The organism is Streptomyces sp. NPDC032198, from assembly GCF_040636975.1.
Taxonomy (GTDB): domain Bacteria; phylum Actinomycetota; class Actinomycetes; order Streptomycetales; family Streptomycetaceae; genus Streptomyces.
Genome location: NZ_JBEZVL010000003.1, coordinates 18,647 through 35,262, shown reverse-complemented (window position 1 = coordinate 35,262; position 16,616 = coordinate 18,647). Strand labels below are relative to the sequence as shown.

15 protein-coding genes are annotated in these 16,616 nt (G+C 70.9%); 11 read left to right on the top strand and 4 right to left on the bottom strand.

From position 1 onward, the window contains the following. Positions 1-224 precede the first annotated feature (224 nt). The 6 genes from AB0E78_RS08340 to AB0E78_RS08315 all read left to right on the top strand — a co-directional run bounded on the left by AB0E78_RS08340 (position 225) and on the right by AB0E78_RS08315 (position 6,585). On the top strand, positions 225-1,361 hold the full coding sequence (locus tag AB0E78_RS08340; RefSeq protein WP_361829618.1) for an ROK family transcriptional regulator: 1,137 nt from the start codon (positions 225-227) through the stop codon (positions 1,359-1,361). 46 nt (positions 1,362-1,407) lie between these two features. Beyond that, a complete protein-coding gene (locus AB0E78_RS08335) occupies positions 1,408-2,664 on the top strand; it encodes a sugar ABC transporter substrate-binding protein (RefSeq protein WP_361829617.1) in 1,257 nt (418 codons plus the stop codon). Continuing rightward, positions 2,661-3,626: a sugar ABC transporter permease gene (locus AB0E78_RS08330; RefSeq protein ID WP_361829615.1), complete on the top strand. Its 966-nt coding sequence runs from the start codon at positions 2,661-2,663 to the stop codon at positions 3,624-3,626. Before AB0E78_RS08335 ends, AB0E78_RS08330 begins: the two co-directional genes overlap by 4 nt. Further along, positions 3,619-4,473, top strand: coding sequence for a carbohydrate ABC transporter permease (locus AB0E78_RS08325; protein WP_361829614.1), 855 nt, complete (start codon positions 3,619-3,621; stop codon positions 4,471-4,473). The genes AB0E78_RS08330 and AB0E78_RS08325 overlap by 8 nt, the downstream gene beginning before the upstream one ends. Before the next feature lie 79 nt (positions 4,474-4,552). Continuing rightward, positions 4,553-5,578: a Gfo/Idh/MocA family oxidoreductase gene (locus AB0E78_RS08320; RefSeq protein ID WP_361829612.1), complete on the top strand. Its 1,026-nt coding sequence runs from the start codon at positions 4,553-4,555 to the stop codon at positions 5,576-5,578. After that, positions 5,575-6,585, top strand: coding sequence for a Gfo/Idh/MocA family oxidoreductase (locus AB0E78_RS08315; RefSeq protein WP_361829610.1), 1,011 nt, complete (start codon positions 5,575-5,577; stop codon positions 6,583-6,585). Before AB0E78_RS08320 ends, AB0E78_RS08315 begins: the two co-directional genes overlap by 4 nt. 99 nt (positions 6,586-6,684) lie before the next feature. On the opposite strand, the gene AB0E78_RS08310 is transcribed toward AB0E78_RS08315, so the two are convergent. Further along, positions 6,685-8,304, bottom strand: a complete 1,620-nt coding sequence (locus AB0E78_RS08310; protein WP_361829609.1) for a CAP domain-containing protein — start codon at positions 8,302-8,304, stop codon at positions 6,685-6,687. A gap of 219 nt (positions 8,305-8,523) precedes the next feature. On the opposite strand from AB0E78_RS08310, the gene AB0E78_RS08305 reads away from it, so the two are divergent. After that, entirely contained in the window at positions 8,524-9,891 is a 1,368-nt protein-coding gene (locus tag AB0E78_RS08305) for a radical SAM protein (RefSeq protein WP_361829608.1), read from the top strand. Here the strand turns inward: AB0E78_RS08305 and AB0E78_RS08300 are convergent. Further along, entirely contained in the window at positions 9,888-10,553 is a 666-nt protein-coding gene (locus AB0E78_RS08300) for a TetR/AcrR family transcriptional regulator (RefSeq protein WP_361829606.1), read from the bottom strand. The genes AB0E78_RS08305 and AB0E78_RS08300 overlap by 4 nt on opposite strands. Before the next feature lie 83 nt (positions 10,554-10,636). Here AB0E78_RS08300 and AB0E78_RS08295 point away from each other — a divergent pair, with 83 nt between their 5' ends. From AB0E78_RS08295 to AB0E78_RS08280, 4 genes are all read left to right on the top strand, one after another. Next, the gene (locus tag AB0E78_RS08295; RefSeq protein WP_361829604.1) at positions 10,637-11,674 is read left to right on the top strand and encodes a saccharopine dehydrogenase NADP-binding domain-containing protein; all 1,038 of its coding nucleotides are present in this window, start codon (positions 10,637-10,639) and stop codon (positions 11,672-11,674) included. 5 nt (positions 11,675-11,679) lie between these two features. Next, a complete protein-coding gene (locus AB0E78_RS08290) occupies positions 11,680-12,555 on the top strand; it encodes an NmrA family NAD(P)-binding protein (protein ID WP_361829602.1) in 876 nt (291 codons plus the stop codon). A gap of 88 nt (positions 12,556-12,643) precedes the next feature. After that, positions 12,644-13,381 (top strand): SDR family oxidoreductase, encoded by a 738-nt coding sequence (locus AB0E78_RS08285; RefSeq protein ID WP_361829600.1) that lies wholly within the window; start codon positions 12,644-12,646, stop codon positions 13,379-13,381. 43 nt (positions 13,382-13,424) lie between these two features. Next, the gene (locus tag AB0E78_RS08280; RefSeq protein ID WP_361829598.1) at positions 13,425-13,979 is read left to right on the top strand and encodes a GNAT family protein; all 555 of its coding nucleotides are present in this window, start codon (positions 13,425-13,427) and stop codon (positions 13,977-13,979) included. Between the two features lie 37 nt (positions 13,980-14,016). Here the strand turns inward: AB0E78_RS08280 and AB0E78_RS08275 are convergent, their stop codons facing one another. Both AB0E78_RS08275 and AB0E78_RS08270 read right to left on the bottom strand, forming a co-directional pair. After that, positions 14,017-15,546, bottom strand: coding sequence for an amino acid permease (locus AB0E78_RS08275; protein ID WP_361829596.1), 1,530 nt, complete (start codon positions 15,544-15,546; stop codon positions 14,017-14,019). Between the two features lie 73 nt (positions 15,547-15,619). After that, positions 15,620-16,612 (bottom strand): hypothetical protein, encoded by a 993-nt coding sequence (locus AB0E78_RS08270; RefSeq protein ID WP_361829594.1) that lies wholly within the window; start codon positions 16,610-16,612, stop codon positions 15,620-15,622. Positions 16,613-16,616: the final 4 nt, after the last annotated feature.

Below are 16,616 nucleotides of genomic sequence, written 5' to 3'. Positions count from 1 at the left end.
CTGAGATAATCCGAACACGTACTATCTCCCCTTGGCAAGGGGTCGCGCACGGAGTTAACAAGGCTCTTTCCTGACGAGCCTTCAGGTGAAAGAGGCCCGATTCCGGCCCCGCGAAGGGGGTTCCCCGTCGGCCCTGAATATGCAAGTCTCCTCCCTAATCTCCGGGAGCAGCCGTTGACCCGCTGGTCAACGCCCCTGCCCTGGCCTCGACATGGGGTGAAGAAGTGTTGCGGAACGGGACACGGGGACACGACCTCGCCGCGCTGCGCCGGTTGAACACCACCGTCGTGCTGCGCGCCCTGCACCGCCGCAGCCCGCAGACCCTCGCGGAGCTCGCCGCCGGCACCGGACTCTCCCGGCCCACCGTGGAATCCGCCGTCGAGGAGCTGACCGCGCACGGCTGGGCGGGGGAGGCCGAGCGCGATGAATCCGAGCGTGCGCCGGGGCGCCCCGCCCGGCGGTTCCGGTTCCGCGTGGAGGCGGGCCGCGTCGTCGGCGCGGACATCGGCCTGCACAAGATGGTGCTGCTCCTGGCCGATCTCGGCGGGACGGTGCTCGCCGTGCGGCGCGAGGACATCGACCCGGAGCTGGGCGGAGCCCAGCGGCTCGACCTCCTGCGCGAGGGCCTCGAAGCCTTCCTGGACGCACATTCCGTGCGGCGCGACGACATCCTCGCCCGCTGCGTGGGCGTACCGGGCGTCGTCGACGCGGGCGGCACCATCACCTCCCACGTCATCCCCGAGTGGTCCGGCGTCGACCTCGCCCGGCTCCTCTCCGAGGGGGAGGCGGGCCACACCCTCGTCGAGAACGACGTGAACCTCGCCGTGCTCGCCGAGCGCTGGCAGGGCGCCGCCACCCTCGCCGGTGACGTCGTCTGCGTCCTGACCGGTCACCGCGTGGCGTGCAGCCTCACCATCGGCGGGCGGCTGCACCGGGGCCGGCGCGGCGGCGCGGGCGAGCTCGGCCTGCTTCCGCTGCTCGGAATGAACACCGCGCAGGAGGCACTCAGCTGGAACGGCGACCGCCGCTCGGGGGAGTCCGAGGTGGCGGCCCTGGCCCGCGCGGCCGACACCGCGGACCCGCGCGCTCTCGCCGCCGTCGCGGACTTCGCCGACCGCATCGCGCCGGGCATCGCCGCCCTCGCCCTCGCCGTCGACCCGGAGCTCGTGGTGCTGACCGGCGGCGCGACCCCGCTGGGGGGCCATCTCGTGCCGCTGATCGAGGACAGACTGCGCCCGCTGACCCTGCACGTCCCGCGCATCGCGCTGAGCACGCTGGGTGAACAGGGCGTCGCGATCGGCGCCGTACGCAAGGCACTTGACCAGGTCGAAGCCGATCTGCTGGCGGATTCGACGCCGTAGGACACCCGGACGAAGTCCGTGGAAGAGACCGGAAGCGGAGGCGCTCATGCGCAGGAGGACTCTGCTGTATGGAGCGATGGCGGCGCCCCTGCTCGCCGCCTGCTCCGGCCAGAGTGACGACGGCGAGGCGAGCGGTGGCCGGACCACCCTCACCTACGGGGTGTGGGACGTGGCCCAAGTACCGGGGATGCAGAAGGTGATCGACGCCTTCGAGAAGGAGAACCCCGGCATCTCCGTGCGCATGGAGCTCACCCCCTGGTCCAGCTACTGGACCACCCTGAAGACCGCGATGCGCGGCGGGACGGCCCCCGACGTGTTCTGGATGAACGCGGTCAACCTCCAGCTCTACGCCTCCAGCGGCGTCCTGGAACCCCTGAGCGGCCACATCAAGAGCGACGCGACCCCCGTCGACCGCCACCCCGATTCACTCGTGAAGATCTACGCCTATCAGGGCACGCAGTACGGCATACCAAAGGACTTCGACACCATCGGCCTCTGGTACAACAAGGCGCTCTTCGACAAGGCGGGCATCAAGTACCCGGACGCGACGTGGACATGGGACGACGTGCGCGACGCCGCCGCCGAACTCACCGACCCCCGCGCACGGGTGCACGGCATGGCCGCCGAGATGGACCGCCAGGGCCAGCTCTACCCGGCCATCCACGGTGCGGGCGGCTACGTCCTCAAGGACGGAAGGTCCGGCTTCGGTGACGAGCGCTCCATCGAGGGCCTGCGCTACTGGACCGACATGATCGACCGTGGTTGGTCGCCGCCGCAGAGCGCCATGGTCGAGTCCAAGGCCCGCAACCGCTACTGGTCGGAGAAGACCGCCATGGTCTACGACCTCTCCGCGATGGCCGGCCAGATGTACGCCATCCCCGCGCTCAAGGACCACGGCGGCGTCGCCGTCCTGCCCAAGGGCCGGGAGCGCGCCACGATCATCCACGGCCTCGCCAACGTCATCTCTGCCAAGAGCCGCAAGAAGGCGGCGGCCTGGAAGTTCGTCCACTTCATGGCGGGCCGCAGGGCCGCCGAGATCCAGGCATCGGCGGGCGTCACCATCTCCTCGTACGAGGGGACGCAGGACGCCTGGCTCAAGGCGATGCCCGAATTCGACCTGAAGCACTTCATCGAGATGCAGGAGTACGCCGTGCCGTACCCGAGCTCGAAGAACACCGCGGTCTGGGAAAACCTCCAATACCCGCTCCTGGGAGCCGCGTTCAGCGGCAAGGGTGGCATCGAGAGCGCCGCCCGCACCCTGGGCGAGCAGATGGACCGAGCCCTGAAGGAGGAGCGCGCATGATGAGTGTCTTTCCCTCCACGGCCGCCGCGAAGGCGGCAGGGCGCGGCAAACGGGCGGCCGGTGCCGCGTCCGACGCACCCGGGCCGCCCAAGTCCCGCAGCCAGCGCGTCGCTTACCTCTTCATCGCGCCGCTCGGCATCGGCTTCGCCGCCTTCTACTTCTGGCCGCTGCTCCAGACCTTCTTCTACAGCTTTACCGAGTTCGGGGCGTTCGGCGGCAACACTTGGGTCGGCACGGACAATTACGTGCGCGTCCTCAAGGACGTCACCGTCTGGCAGGCGCTCGGCAACACCCTGATCTACTGCGCCATCGGACTGCTCGCCCTGCCGCTCGCGATCGGCGTCGCGGCACTGCTCAACCGGCGCGGACTGCGCGGCGTCCCCGTCTACCGCGCCCTGTACTTCATCCCGTTCGTGACGCTCCCCGTCGCCGTCGGTCTCGTCTGGAACTGGCTCTACAACGGCGACTACGGACTGATCAACGAAGTCCTCGAGCGGTTCGGCGCCGACCGCCGCTACTGGGTCTCCGACCCCTCGACCGCCGTGTACGCCATCGGCGCCGTGATGGTCTGGTCGACCACCGGCTACTACTTGATCATCTTCATGGCGGGCATCAAGGGCATCCCGCAGGACTACTACGAGGCCGCCGAACTGGACGGCGCGGGGCCACTGCGCCGCTTCTTCACGATCACACTGCCGCTGCTCAGCCCGACGATCTTCTTCGCGTCCATCATCTGCATGATCAACTCGCTGCAGACCTTCGACCTGATCTACATCATGATGGCCGAGAAGAACCCGGCGATCGGCGACACCCAGTCGGTGGTGAGCCTCTTCTACAAATGGGCCTTCATCGAGAACGCCCAGGGCGCCGCGGCCGCGCTCGCCTTCCTGCTCATGCTGATCATCGCGGCGCTGACGCTGGTGCAGTTCAGGCTGCAGAAGAGGTGGGTGCACTATGCGTGAGTCCTCGATCCGGCCCACGAGCCGCCGGCGCTTCAACGCCGGTTCGGTCGCCACCCACGCGGCGCTCTCCCTGGGCGCCCTGGTGATGGTCTTCCCGTTCCTGTGGCAGCTGCTCACCGCGGCCAAGTCCCTCGCGGAGACGGCAAAGGTGCCGCCGACCTTCCTGCCCGACACCTGGAACTGGTCGAGCTTCGAGGAGGTCTTCACCGCGCTGCCCTTCCGGGACATGCTGTTCAACAGTGTCCTCAACACCGTGGGACGCACGGTCGGACAGCTGGTGTTCTGCTCGCTCGCCGCCTACGCCTTCGCCCGAATGCAATTCCGGGGCCGCAACGTCCTGTTCGCCCTCTTCCTGTCCGTCCTCATGGTGCCCAGCTCCCTGCTCGTCCTGCCGCAGTACGACATCATCCAGCGGCTCGGCCTGCTCAACTCGGCGCCCGCGCTGTTCCTGCCGGGCATGTTCAGCGCCTTCGGGACCTTCATGCTGCGCCAGTTCTTCCTCACGCTCCCCAAGGAGCTCGAAGAGGCCGCGCGGATCGACGGGGCGAGTTCGTTCCGCATCTTCTGGTCGATCATGCTGCCGCTGGTGCGGCCCGCGCTCGCCGCCCTCGCCGTCATCACGGCGATGTGGTCGTGGAACGACCTCTTGTGGCCGCTGATCGTCAACACCGATCCGCAGAAGATGCCCATCAGCGCCGGACTGACCTCGCTGGAGGGCCAGTTCGAGACCAACTACCCCGTCATGATGGCCGGTTCGCTCATCGCGAGCCTGCCCATGCTCGTCGTCTATGTCTTCCTGCAGCGGCACTTCGTGCAGAGCGTCGCGCTCTCCGGCTCCAAGAGCTGACCCCCATTCCCCACCCGGAACTTCGGAAGCCGACCCCTTTGCCGACCCCTTTCAGGAACCAGGAAAGGTAATCCCCTCCATGCGACCGCTTCACATCGGCCTGATCGGCGCCGGCGGCATCGCCCGCGCCCATCTTCCCGGCTGGCTCGAACTGGGTGCGCGCGTCAGCGTGTACACCGTCGACGGCTCCGCGGAGAAGCTCGCCGCCGAGTACGCGGGGCGCGAGGTCGCCGCGGTGGCGAGCCTCGGCGAACTGCTCGCCCACTGCACCGCCGTCGACATCTGCACCCCCACTCCCACGCACAAAGAGATCGCCCTGGCGGCCGTCGCCGCCGGGCGCCATGTCATCTGCGAGAAGCCCCTCGCGCTCAACGCCACCGACGCCGAGGAGATCGCGGCAGCCGCCGAAGCGGCGGGTGTCCGGCTGCATCCCGCTCATGTCGTGCGCTACTTCCCGGCGTATGCGGCCATGCAACAGGCGGTGGCCCGGGGCGAGTTGGGAGACCTGGCGGTCCTGCGCTTCACACGCGGCGGGGCGCGGCCCCAGTGGGCTCCCTGGTTCGGTGACCCCGCCATGTCCGGCGGCGTCATCATGGACCTGATGGTGCACGACATCGACATCGCCCGCTGGATCGCGGGCGACGTGGTCCGCGTGCACGCGCAGACGCGAGGCGTCGAGCACGTCACGGGCGGCGCCCGGGCCGAGGTCGTCTCGGCGACCGCCGTCCTCACCCACGCCTCCGGCGCGATCAGTCACATCACCGGCCTCTGGGGCCTCCCGGACCAGCGGTTCCGTACGACGTTCCGCATCGCGGGCAGCGACGGACTCCTTCGGCACGACTCCACGTCCGTGCCCGGTTACCGGATCACCGCGCAAGGAGTGCGCGCGGCCAACGAAGGCATTCCGTCCAGCCCGATGACGGAGAGCCCCTACCTCTCCGAGCTGCGGGAGTTCGCGGCTTCCTGGGCGGACGGCGGTGCGGAACCCCGGGTGAGCGCGCGGGACGGGATCGAGGCGGTGCGGATCGCCGAGGCGGCCGTCGAGTCGAGTCGTACGGGCCGGGCGGCAGAGATCCGCACGGGTACTGAGGAGGTCACGCGATGAAGGTCGCCGTGCTGTCGTTCGCCCATGTCCACGCATCCGGATACCTCCGGCTCCTCGCCCGGATGCCGGGCATCGAGGTCATCGGCAGCGACCCGGACAGCTCGTCGGCCGCGCCCGGTGAGGTGCGGGGGCGCGCGTTCGCCGAGGAGCGGGGCGTCGCGTACGCGGAGTCGTACGAGGACGTGTTCGCCTGGGGTGCGGACGCGGTGATCGTCTGCTCCGAGAACGCGCGGCACCGTCCACTGGTGGAACTCGCCGCGTCCCGCGGCGTGGACGTCCTGTGCGAGAAGCCCCTGGCCACGACGGTGACGGACGGCGAGGCGATGCTCAGCGCGTGCCGCGCGGCCGGTGTCCGGCTCGCGGTCGCCTTCCCGGTCCGCTTCAGCCCCGCGTACGCGGCCGTCAAGGCGGCCGTCGCTTCCGGAGAGGCGGGCCGGGTGCTGACCGTGTCCGGCGCGAACAACGGTTCCATGCCGAGCTCGCGGCGCTGGTTCGCCGATCCCGAACTCGCGGGCGGCGGAGCCCTGATGGACCACACGGTCCACATAGCCGACCTCCTGGACGACCTCTTCGGCGAGGCCCGCCCCGTCGACGTATACGCGCAGACGAACAACCGTATGTACGAGGGCGAGGTCGACGCCGAGACCAGCGGTCTGGTCACCGTGACCTACGACAACGGCTCGGTGGCCACGATCGACTGCAGTTGGTCGCATCCCCGCTCGCACCACTCCTGGGGCGGACTCGAACTCACCGTGGTCGCCGAGCGGGCCACCCTGGAGATGGACGCCTTCGACCAGTCGGTCCACGGCTACAGCGAACGCCACCGGCAGGGGCTCGAGCTGCCCTTCGGCGCCGACCTGGACGAGCGGATGCTGCGGGCGTTCCTCTTCGGGCCGGAGCAGGGCGGCATGGAGGTGGCCGACGGCGAGGGCGGGCTGCGGACGCTGAAGATCGTGTCGGCGGGGTACGCGTCGGCGCGCAGCGGGGTTCCGGTGGCGGTGGGCTGAGGGGGCCGCGGTGGGGTGAGCGGGGCCGCGGTGGGCCGGGGGGCGCCGGGCGCCTTCTCCGGCCGAGCGGCCTGTTCCCGTCGCCGCCGCGAGCGCTTCTCAGCCGCCGAACAGCTGCGTCCAGTACGTCCCTGCCGAGCCGCCGCCCGCGAAGCCGACGCCGAGGTGGGTGAAGGAGGGCTTGAGGATGTTGGCCCGGTGGCCGGGGCTGTTCATCCAGCCGTCCACCACCTCGGCGGGTGTGCGCTGCCCGCAGGCGATGTTCTCGCCGATCGCGCGGTGCGTGCTGCCCGCCGCGGACGCCCGGTCCCATGGCTCACCGCCCTCGGGCGACGTGTGGGCGTAGAAGGCACGGGCGACCATGTCCGCGCTGTGGTCCTGCGCCGCGACGGTCAGGAGCGGGTCGGGGGAGAGGGGGCGAAGTCCGGCCGCGGTCCGCTCGGCATTGGTGAGCCGCAGCACGGCCGCTCCCCACTCCGCGAGGCCCTGCGGGCTGAAGGGGCTGGCCCACAACGCCGTCCAGTAGACGTCGCCGGAGCGCGGGTCGGCGGTGTGGGCCACCCCGACGTGCGTGTACGCGCGGCTCCGCATCGTCCGCCCCGACTGCTCCCCGGAGAGGCAGTACTCCACGAAGTCGGCGGGCGAGCGCGGCCCGGAGACCAATTGTTCGCCGATGGCCAGATACGGGTACCCAGCGGCGACAACGCGTTGGTAGAGGGACGTGCCGTCCGCCTCCGAGCCGAGGCTGCCCCGCGCGGCCATCCCGGCGGCGTGTGCGCTCGCGGCGGCCGTCAGCCGGGCGTCGAGGGAGACGGGAGGCGCACCGGCGGACGCCCGAGCGGCGTTGACCAGCGGCAGGAACCCGTCGGGGGCGGGCGGGCCGGAGAAGACGGGCGATCGCCCGATGCCGGCCGACGCGTGCCCACCGGAATCGGACGACCGCCCGGAAGGCGCGGTGCGGAGAAGCGGCGGCGCCCCGGCCGGCGCATTCGGCGGTGGCCCGGAGGAGGTCGGCCGCCGTGCACCGGAAGGGGAGCTCGGCGGTGGACCGGAAGGGAAACGTGGCGGTGCGCCGGAAGGGGAGCTGGGCGGTGCGCCGGAAGGGGAGCGTGGTGTTGCACCCCTAGGGGAGCTCGGCGGTGGACCGGAAGGGGAACGTGGTGGTGCACCCCTAGAGGGGCTCGTCGGTGTACCCGAAGGGGAGCTCGGTGGTGCAGCCCGGGGGGAGCTCCGCGGTGCGCCGGAAGGCGCGGGCGGCTGCGCGTCCTCCTCCGCCACATCCACCCCGAAGTCGCGTGCCACCCCCGCGAGCCCGTCCGCGTACCCCTGACCGAGGGCCCGAAGCTTCCATCCCTGGCCCCGGCGGTAGATCTCCGCGAGCAGCAGCACCGTCTCGCGGTCGGGGCGCGGCGGTGTGAAACACGCCACCAGCCGGCCGCCGGGCCCGTGCACCTGGAGCGCGATGCCCGGCAGCCGGCCCAGGGGAGTGCCCGGCTCGGCGGGGCTCACGGCCACCGTGACGCGGCTCGCACCGGTGCGCAGGCGCCGCCCGTCAACCGTGACCGCGTCCCCCTGGAGCCGGGCGCCGGAGGTGGCGGGCTGGTTGTAGAAGACGAAGTCGCCGTCGCCCGCTACCTTCCCGCTGTCGCCGGTGACGATCACGGACAGGTCGAAGGGGCCGGGCACCCGGAGGGTGACGGCACCGTCCGGCAGCTCCACGTTCCCCCGGCAACCAGCTCGTTCATGCCAGGACAACGCGAGGCCGGCACCGCCGGGTTCCCGGCCCCGGCGGCACGGTGTGAAAGGCCCGGCCGAAGGCCCCGTCCAAGGGCGGAGGGCGGCTGAGACCGGAGGCGGATCCGCGCCGGAAAAGCGGCGTATTAGCGTGGGGGGTACGGGAACGCACAATTCACCGACAGGATCCGAGGTGCCCGGCAGATGGCAAGCCGCAGCGAGAGCCGTACCCAGCTCGTAGAGGGACTCATGGAGCGGTTCCCGCAGGTGCCGCGGGAGGCGGTGATCAAAGAGGACCTGCTCAGGGGCGGCATGGCCTTCGACGAGTCCGCGCTCAGCGACAACGAGGGCGGTGAGATCAAGCCGAAGTCGTACTTCATCTTCTCCTTCGACCACAGCACCCTGCCCGAGCTCGGCGCCGCCGCCCTGCGCCGCCCGCCCGAGGAGATCGTCCTCACCGGCGGCCCCTACGACCTGCGCCGCACGGTCGTCTCGGTCCGCGTGAACCCCTCGTCGCCGTACCGCGTGGCCGCCGACGACAACGGCGTACTCGGTCTCTACCTCGACGGCGTACGCATCTCCGACGTGGGCCTGCCCCCGATGCCGGACTATTACCGGCACACGCTGGAGAACGGCAAGTCCGTGATGGAGGTGGCGCCCACCATCCAGTGGGGCTACCTGATCTATCTGACGGTCTTCCGGGTCTGCCAGTACTTCGGCGCCAAGGAGGAGTGCCAGTACTGCGACATCAACCACAACTGGCGCCAGCAGAAGGCCGCGGGCCGCCCCTACACGGGCGTCAAGCCGATGGACGAGGTCCTCGAGGCCCTCGCCATCATCGACAAGTACGACACCGCGAAGTCCTCCACCGCGTACACGCTCACCGGCGGCGCCATCACCTCGCAGATCGGCGGCAAGGACGAGGCCGACTTCTACGGGCAGTACGCGAAGGCCATCGAGGAGCGCTTCCCCGGCCGCTGGATCGGCAAGGTCGTCGCGCAGGCGCTGCCCAAGGCGGACGTACAGCGCTTCCACGACTACGGCGTGCGGATCTACCACCCCAACTACGAGGTGTGGGACCCGTACCTGTTCGAGCGCTACTGCCCCGGCAAGGAGCGCTACGTCGGTCGTGACGAGTGGCACCGCCGCATCCTGGACTCCGCCGATGTCTTCGGGCCGCGCAACGTCATCCCGAACTTCGTGGCGGGCGTGGAGATGGCGGAACCGTTCGGCTTCAAGACGGTCGGCGAGGCCATCGACTCCACCGTCGAGGGCCTCCAGTACTTCATGTCGCGCGGCATCACGCCCCGCTTCACCACGTGGTGCCCCGAGCCCACGACACCGCTGGGCAAGGCGAACCCGCAGGGCGCGCCGCTGGAGTACCACGTGCGCCTGCTGGAGGCGTACCGCGCGACGATGGAGTCCAACGGCCTCTCGTCGCCTCCCGGTTACGGTCCGGCGGGGCCGGGGCGTGCGGTGTTCTCCGTCTCGTCCTTCATGGACAGCCTCTCCCCGGACGCGGCTGCCCCGGAGGACCAGGTGACCGGGAGCGGCGTCCCCGAGAAGGCCTAGTCCCCGTAACTCCTCGTCCCCAGTCCCTGGGGCGCGGAGAGCGCCGCCAGCAGACGTTCGGCCTCCGCCGTCACCGAGGTGAGGGCGGAGGCCGGGTCGGGCGAGCGGGCCAGGAGCATGCCCGCCTCGCACAGCGCGCCGAACATCAGCTGGCAGCGCACGTCCAGATCCCCGCCTTCGCCGAAGTGGCCTTCGGACGCCGCCATCCGCATGCCCTGCGTCAGCACCCGCAGCGTATGGGCGTACTGGATCTCGCGGACGGTCTCCCAGCCGAGGACCGAGGGCGCGTCGAGCAGCGTGATCCGCCGGAACCCGGGGTCGAGGCAGTGTTCCAGGAAGCGGCGGCAGCCGCGCCGCAGCGCCGACCAGGCGTCGGCCTCCTCGGCCGCCGCGCGCTCCAACTCCGCTGCGATCTCCTGCTGTTCACGGACGAACACCGCGTGGAAGAGGTCCGCCTTGCCCGCGAAGTGGTGGTAGGCCGCCCCCTTGGTGACACCGGCGGAAGCCGCCACGGAGACGATCGACGTCGTCGCGTACCCGTCCCGGCCGAAGAGGTGCTGCGCCGCGGCGACCAACTGTGCGGTGGTCGCATCGGACCGTTCCGCCTGTGTGCGGCGGGCAGTTGGCCGCCCTGACGGTGCTGACGACGCTGACGGGATCACGGCTCGGCTCCTCTTGACGAACATACTCAGGGTACGTAGGTTCCGCACCAGTTGCATACCTTCGGTATGGAAGCGAGTTGAGCATGACAAAGCCGCTCTTCGCGATCTACGGAGCCTATGGCCACACCGGACGCCTCGTGGCGTCCGAACTCCTCGCCAGAGGCGCGGAGTTGCTCCTGGCCGGGCGTGATGCCGAGGCGTTACGGACGCTGGCCGCTGAACTCGACGCGGGGCAGCGGGTGTCGACCCGTACCGCCGCCGTGGACGACGCCCCGGCGCTGCGCGAGGTGATGACGGACGCCGACGTCCTCATCCAGTGCGCGGGCCCCTTCGCCGTCACCGGCGCGCCCGTCGCCGCCGCTGCCGCGGAAGCGGGCTGTCACTACATCGACCACGCGCTCGAACCCCACCACGTGAAAGGAGTCTTCGACACCGCGCAGGCCACGGCAGAGCGCACCGGCGCCGTCATGATCCCCGCTCTCAGCTTCTACGGCGGCCTCGGCGACCTCCTGGCGGGAGCGGTGTCGGAGGGCATCGCGGGCATCGACCGGATCGTCGTCGCGTACGCCGTGAACGGCTGGCGGCTGACCACCGGCGCCAAGAACACCGCTACCCACCTCTTCGCCGAGACCGAACGCCTCACCTTCAGCGACGGCGCCCTGCGCGCGGGCTATGTCGAACCCCGCAACGCGGTCTTCCCCTTCCCGCCGCCGCTCGGCCCGCGCTCGATGATCGCCCCGTTCCCGTCGAGCGAAGTCGTGACGGTCCCGCGCCATGTACCGGCCCGCGCCATCGACTTGATGCTCAGCACCAGCGCCTTCGAGGCGGCCGAGGCATTCGACAGCGAGCACATCGGTGCCGTGGAACGGGCGGAGACCGACTTCACCATCGCCGTCCAGGTGATGGGGGAAGGGGGCAGCGTGGCAGGGCAGTTGACGGGCCATGACCTGTGGCGGGCCGGAGCGCTCGCCTCGGTGGAGGGCGCGGTGCGTATCGCTGAGGGCAGGGGGCCGACGAAGGCCGGGGTCCTCGCACCCGGGGAGGCGTTCCTGGCGGAGCCGTTCCTGCGGGAGCTGGAGCGGCAGGGCGCCTTCACCCTCACGCTGAGCGGAAAGGGGTGAGCGGGATGCCGTCGAACGAACCCGTCCTCGTGACCGGCGCCGCGGGAGGGCAGCAGGGCTCCACCGGCCGCCACGTGGTGCGGCTGCTCCTGGAACAGGGGCAGGCGGTACGCGCCCTGGTGCGGTCCGACGACGCACGTGCCGCCGCGCTGCGGAAGCTGGGTGCAGAGGTGGTCGTCGGCGATCTCCGAGAGATCACGGACGTGCTCGCGGCGGTGCGGGGCGTGCGGCGCGCCTTCTTCACCTACCCGGTGACCGGAGGTCTGCTCGACGCGGCAGGCGCGTTCGCAGCCGCGGCCCGGCGTGCGGGGCTCGAACGCGTCGTCGAGGTGTCACAGCTCGCCGCCGCGCCGGACGCGGGGACACCACGGATGCGGCAGCACTGGGTCGCCGAGGAGGTCTTCGACTGGGCAGGGATCGGGGCGGTACACCTGCGGGCCGGGGTCTTCTTCGAGAACCTCGACTTCCTGGTGCGGGCGGGCGGTGGCCGTGAGCTGGCGATGCCGCTGGGCCCCCTGGACACGGTGCTCCCGCTGATCGCGGGCGAGGACGTGGCACGGGTGGGCGCGGGACTCCTCACGGACCCGCTGCCGAAGTGCCCGGATCCGGTGGTGCTCCTGACCGGGCAGATCCTGACCGTGGGGGAGGTCGTGGAGACGTACGGCCGGGGCCTGAAGTACGTGGACGTGTCGCCGGAGGAGTGGCGGGAGCGCGCCACGGAGCTGTACGGCGACACGCATGTGGTGGCCCACCTGGACAAACTGTGGGAACTGTTCCGCCTGATCGGCTCGCACCACGAGCTGTACGAGGTGACGCCGTCGATCGAGCGGTTCGGGGGGAGGGCGCCGGGGACGTTGCGGGAGTTCGTCAGGGGGCGCTGAAGATCCGGGCCCTCCGGATATCCAGCCCGGGGTGCAGAATGATCGATCAAACGGCAACCTTGAGCCACCCCGCCCTCCGGAGGACAACGTGCACCCCGTAACCGTCATCACCGGCGGCAGCCGCGGCATCGGCGCGGCCATCTCCACCCGTCTCGCCAAGGACGGCCACCACATCGCCCTCGGCTACCACTCCGACGCCGACGCCGCCGAGAAGGTGGCCGCGGAGGTCCGCGCGACGGGCGCCGGCGCCCGCTGCGTCACCGTCCGGATGGACACCGCCGACGAGGCGGACGTCGACCGCCTCTTCGAGACCGCCGCCACGGAACTCGGCCCGGTCACGGGGCTGGTGAACAACGCGGGAATCGGCGCCCCGGTGGGCCCCCTCGCGGACGCGGACGCCGCCGCCATGCGCCGCGCACTCGACGTGAACGTACTCGGCTACCTCCTCTGCGCGCGCCGCGCGATCCGCGACATGAAGCGCACCGGCGCGGGCGGCGGCATCGTGAACATCTCCTCCGCGGCGGCGACCCTCGGCGCCCCGGGCGAGTACGTCCACTACGCCGCCGCCAAGGGAGCCGTCGACACGATGACCGTCGGCCTGTCCAAGGAGGTCGCGGCGGACGGCATCCGCGTCAACGCGGTCGCGCCCGGCGTGATCTGGACCGAGTTCCACGCGGACCCCGAACGCCCGGCGAAGCTCGCCGCGGGCATCCCCCTGGGGCGGTCGGGCCACCCGGACGAGATCGCGGCGGCCGTCGCCTGGCTGCTCTCGGACGAGGCGTCCTACGCGAGCGGCACCGTCCTGCGGGTGGCCGGCGGAAGGTGAGCGGACCGGCCCGCGCGCCTGCCGCAGTCCCTAGGCTTGGCGCATGATCACCGCATCCGCCCGCATCACACCGGACGTCGTCATGCGCCCCGCCACGCTGGAGGACGCGGACGGCCTTGCCCGCGCCTCGCTGCGCAGCCGGGCCCACCTGGAGCCGTGGGAGCCGACCAGGCCCGACGACTTCTTCACCTCGCGGGCGCAGACCGCCCGGCTCCGTGCCCAGCTGGAGGAGGGCCGGGCCGGGCGGGCGGTGCCCTGGGTCCTCGACCGCGAGGGGGAGATCGTCGGCACCGTCACGCTGTCCGGCATCGCCCTCGGTCCGTTCCGCAGCGGAGTGCTCGGCTACTGGATCGACGTGGACCACGTCGGGCGCGGCCTCGCCACCGCCGCCGTCACACGGGCCTGCGCGGCGGCAGACACCGAGCTCGGCCTGCACCGCGTCGAGGCGGGCACCCTCCTGGACAACGTGCCCTCGCAGAGGGTCCTGGCCAAGTGCGGCTTCGAGGAGTTCGGCGTCGCGCCGCAGTACCTGCACATCAACGGCGCCTGGCGCGACCACCGGCTCTTCCAGCGGATCCTCAACGGCCGCACCCCGTAAGGCGATCCCGGGGCACGGCCGTTCGAGACAGGTCCGCCTAAATGATGTCCTCCGCGATCTCCGCCTGCTCCCGCTCCGACCCGTACGCCGACGGCGTGCTGTAGGAGCGACGCGCCACGAACCACCACACCGTGGCGAGGGTCAGCACCACGACGAGCGCGATCGACGCGTAGTTCATCGTGTCGACCGTCACCGGCGAGGCCTGCGGCAGGCAGAACAGGACCGTCACGAACACCACCCAGACCACCGCGATCCAGCCGATGGGCTTGCTCCAGCGGCCCAGGTTCCACGGGCCCGGCTGGAAGCGGTCGCCCGCCCGCAGCCGCAGGTAGATCGGGATGGCGTACGCGGGAGTGATCCCGATGACGTTGATGGCGGTCACGGCCGTGTAGGCGGTCGTCGAGTACAGCGACGGCAGGGCGATGACGGCGGCAAGACCCACCGAGAGCCACACCGCGGGCACCGGCACCTGGGTGCGCGAGCTGACCTTGCGCCACACCTTCGAGCCGGGCAGCGCGTTGTCGCGGCTGAAGGCGAACACCATGCGGCTGGCGGCGGCCGTCTCCGCGTTGCCGCAGAACAGCTGCGCCACGATCACGATGAGCAGCAGGGCGGTCGCACCGGACTCACCGATCGCGTCGATCATGATCTGCGCCGGCGGCACGCCGGTCTCGGTGTTCTGGGTGCCCGCGTAGTCCTGGATCGCGAACGTCAGCCCCGCCAGCAGGACGAAACCGGCGATCCAGGACGCCCAGATGGCACGCACGATGCCGCGCGCCGCGGTCACCGACGCGTTGGAGGTCTCCTCCGAGAGGTGCGCGGAGGCGTCGTACCCGCAGAAGGTGTACTGCGCGAGGAGCAGACCGATCGCCGTCACGTAGAGCGGGTTGTCCCACCCGGTGTGGTTGACGAACTCGCCGAAGACGAAACCGGGCGACTGGTGGTGGTCCGGCACGATCGCCAGGACGCCCACGATCACGGCGACACCGGCCACGTGCCACCACACGCTGATCGAGTTGAGCAGACTGACCAGACGCACGTTGAACAGGTTCAGGACGGCGTGCAGCAGCAGGATGCAGAGGAAGATCAGGAAGGTCTTCTCGGGGGTCGGCGTGAAGCCGAACTTCAGGTTGAGGAACGCCCCGGTGAACAGCGCGGCGCCGTAGTCGATGCCCGCTATCGCGCCGAGCAGGCCGAGCAGGTTCAGCCAGCCCGTGTACCAGCCCCAACGCCGCCCGCCGAGCCGGTCGGCCATGTAGTAGAGCGCGCCCGACGTCGGGTACGCGCTGGTGACCTCGGCGAGCGCCATGCCCACGAAGAGCACGAAGAGGCCGACGCCCGCCCAGCCCCAGAGCATCACCGCCGGGCCGCCGGTGCCGAGCCCGAAGCCGTACAGGGTCATGCAGCCGGAGAGGATGGAGATGACGGAGAAGCTGATGGCGAAGTTGCCGAAGCCGCCCATCCGGCGTGCCAGGACCGGCTGGTAGCCGAGCTCCCTGAGCCTCTGTTCCTCGTCGGGCAGCGGGGCCGCGGTCGATGCGGGACTCGACCAGGTGGTGCGGGACACGGATATACCTCCGTCGGGGAGCGGTGGATCGGGAAGCTGGTGGTGCTGATTCGGGAGGCTGCGGCCGGGGGCGTCAGCCCGGGTCTCGTACGGCGCTCATGCAGCGCGTACGTGCCTGCATGAAGGCCTCGGCCGCCGCGTCCGCGTCACCGGGCGACCGCGTGCGGTACGTCCACGGCGCCACGGTGTAGAAGGGGTCGAGGGCCTCGAACACCCTGGCCGCGTGCTGGAATTCATGCGCGCCCCATAACGCGTGGGCCAGGTGGCTGAGGTCCAGGAGCGAAGTCGCAGCGGGCAGCGCGTGCTCGAACCACAGGTGCAGCGCGCGCAGGGCCGAGCGGGTCGCGTCCTCCCCTATCCAGTGCAGGTCCAGGGCGTGTTCGGCGCCGCCGTCCTTGCGGTACCGCTCGACGCGCACATACAGGGGCAGTGCGTGGAGCGCCGATCCCGCGGGCGCCGAACCCGAGGCCCAGTGGGCGAAGTTGACCGCCTCGGTGAGCGGGCCGCCGGGGCGGCGGGTGTACGCGAACTGCAGCATCCGGTGGTAGGCCTCACGGTTGCCCGGGTCGCGCTTGTCGGCCTCGGCGAGGAGGTGCCAGGGGCCGGGGAACAGCATCGGTTCGGGGGCCGGGACCCGGTGCTCGTCCCAGCGCTGCCCCTTGTCGAGCTGTGCGAGGGCGAGCAGGCAGACCCAGGGCACGGGGTCCTCGGGCGAGGCGTCGATCGTGGCGCCGCACGCCGCTGCCGCCTCGCGCCACAGCTCGTTGGTGTGGCGGTGTCCGGCGCGATGGGCGCGCAGCGTCCGCTCGACGAGGACCCTGGTGTGCAGAACGGTCGCCGCGGCGCTGTGCGGCTCCTCGGCCTGCCAGGTCCTGACCAGATCGGAGCCGGCGACGGCGGCGGCCAGGATCTGCGTGCGTTGCGTCCACAGTCCCCAGTCGGGTGTCGAGTCGAGCAGGTTGCGCGTCGACACCCAGCGACCCGTCTTGAGGTCCTGGAGAACGGCGCGCAACTGTTCGTCGTGGCCCGCCGGGTGGTACACGGGGCGGCCTGACGGAGTGGGCATGAAT

What these genes read in the sequence shown, in the direction of transcription:
- AB0E78_RS08335 (WP_361829617.1), top strand. Translation starts at nt 1,408, where the DNA reads ATGCGCAGGAGGACTCTGCTGTATGGAGCGATGGCGGCGCCCCTGCTC.
- AB0E78_RS08330 (WP_361829615.1), top strand. Translation starts at nt 2,661, where the DNA reads ATGATGAGTGTCTTTCCCTCCACGGCCGCCGCGAAGGCGGCAGGGCGC.
- AB0E78_RS08325 (WP_361829614.1), top strand. Translation starts at nt 3,619, where the DNA reads ATGCGTGAGTCCTCGATCCGGCCCACGAGCCGCCGGCGCTTCAACGCC.
- AB0E78_RS08320 (WP_361829612.1), top strand. Translation starts at nt 4,553, where the DNA reads ATGCGACCGCTTCACATCGGCCTGATCGGCGCCGGCGGCATCGCCCGC.
- AB0E78_RS08315 (WP_361829610.1), top strand. Translation starts at nt 5,575, where the DNA reads ATGAAGGTCGCCGTGCTGTCGTTCGCCCATGTCCACGCATCCGGATAC.
- AB0E78_RS08305 (WP_361829608.1), top strand. Translation starts at nt 8,524, where the DNA reads ATGGCAAGCCGCAGCGAGAGCCGTACCCAGCTCGTAGAGGGACTCATG.
- AB0E78_RS08295 (WP_361829604.1), top strand. Translation starts at nt 10,637, where the DNA reads ATGACAAAGCCGCTCTTCGCGATCTACGGAGCCTATGGCCACACCGGA.
- AB0E78_RS08290 (WP_361829602.1), top strand. Translation starts at nt 11,680, where the DNA reads ATGCCGTCGAACGAACCCGTCCTCGTGACCGGCGCCGCGGGAGGGCAG.
- AB0E78_RS08280 (WP_361829598.1), top strand. Translation starts at nt 13,425, where the DNA reads ATGATCACCGCATCCGCCCGCATCACACCGGACGTCGTCATGCGCCCC.
- AB0E78_RS08270 (WP_361829594.1), bottom strand. Translation starts at nt 16,612, where the DNA reads ATGCCCACTCCGTCAGGCCGCCCCGTGTACCACCCGGCGGGCCACGAC.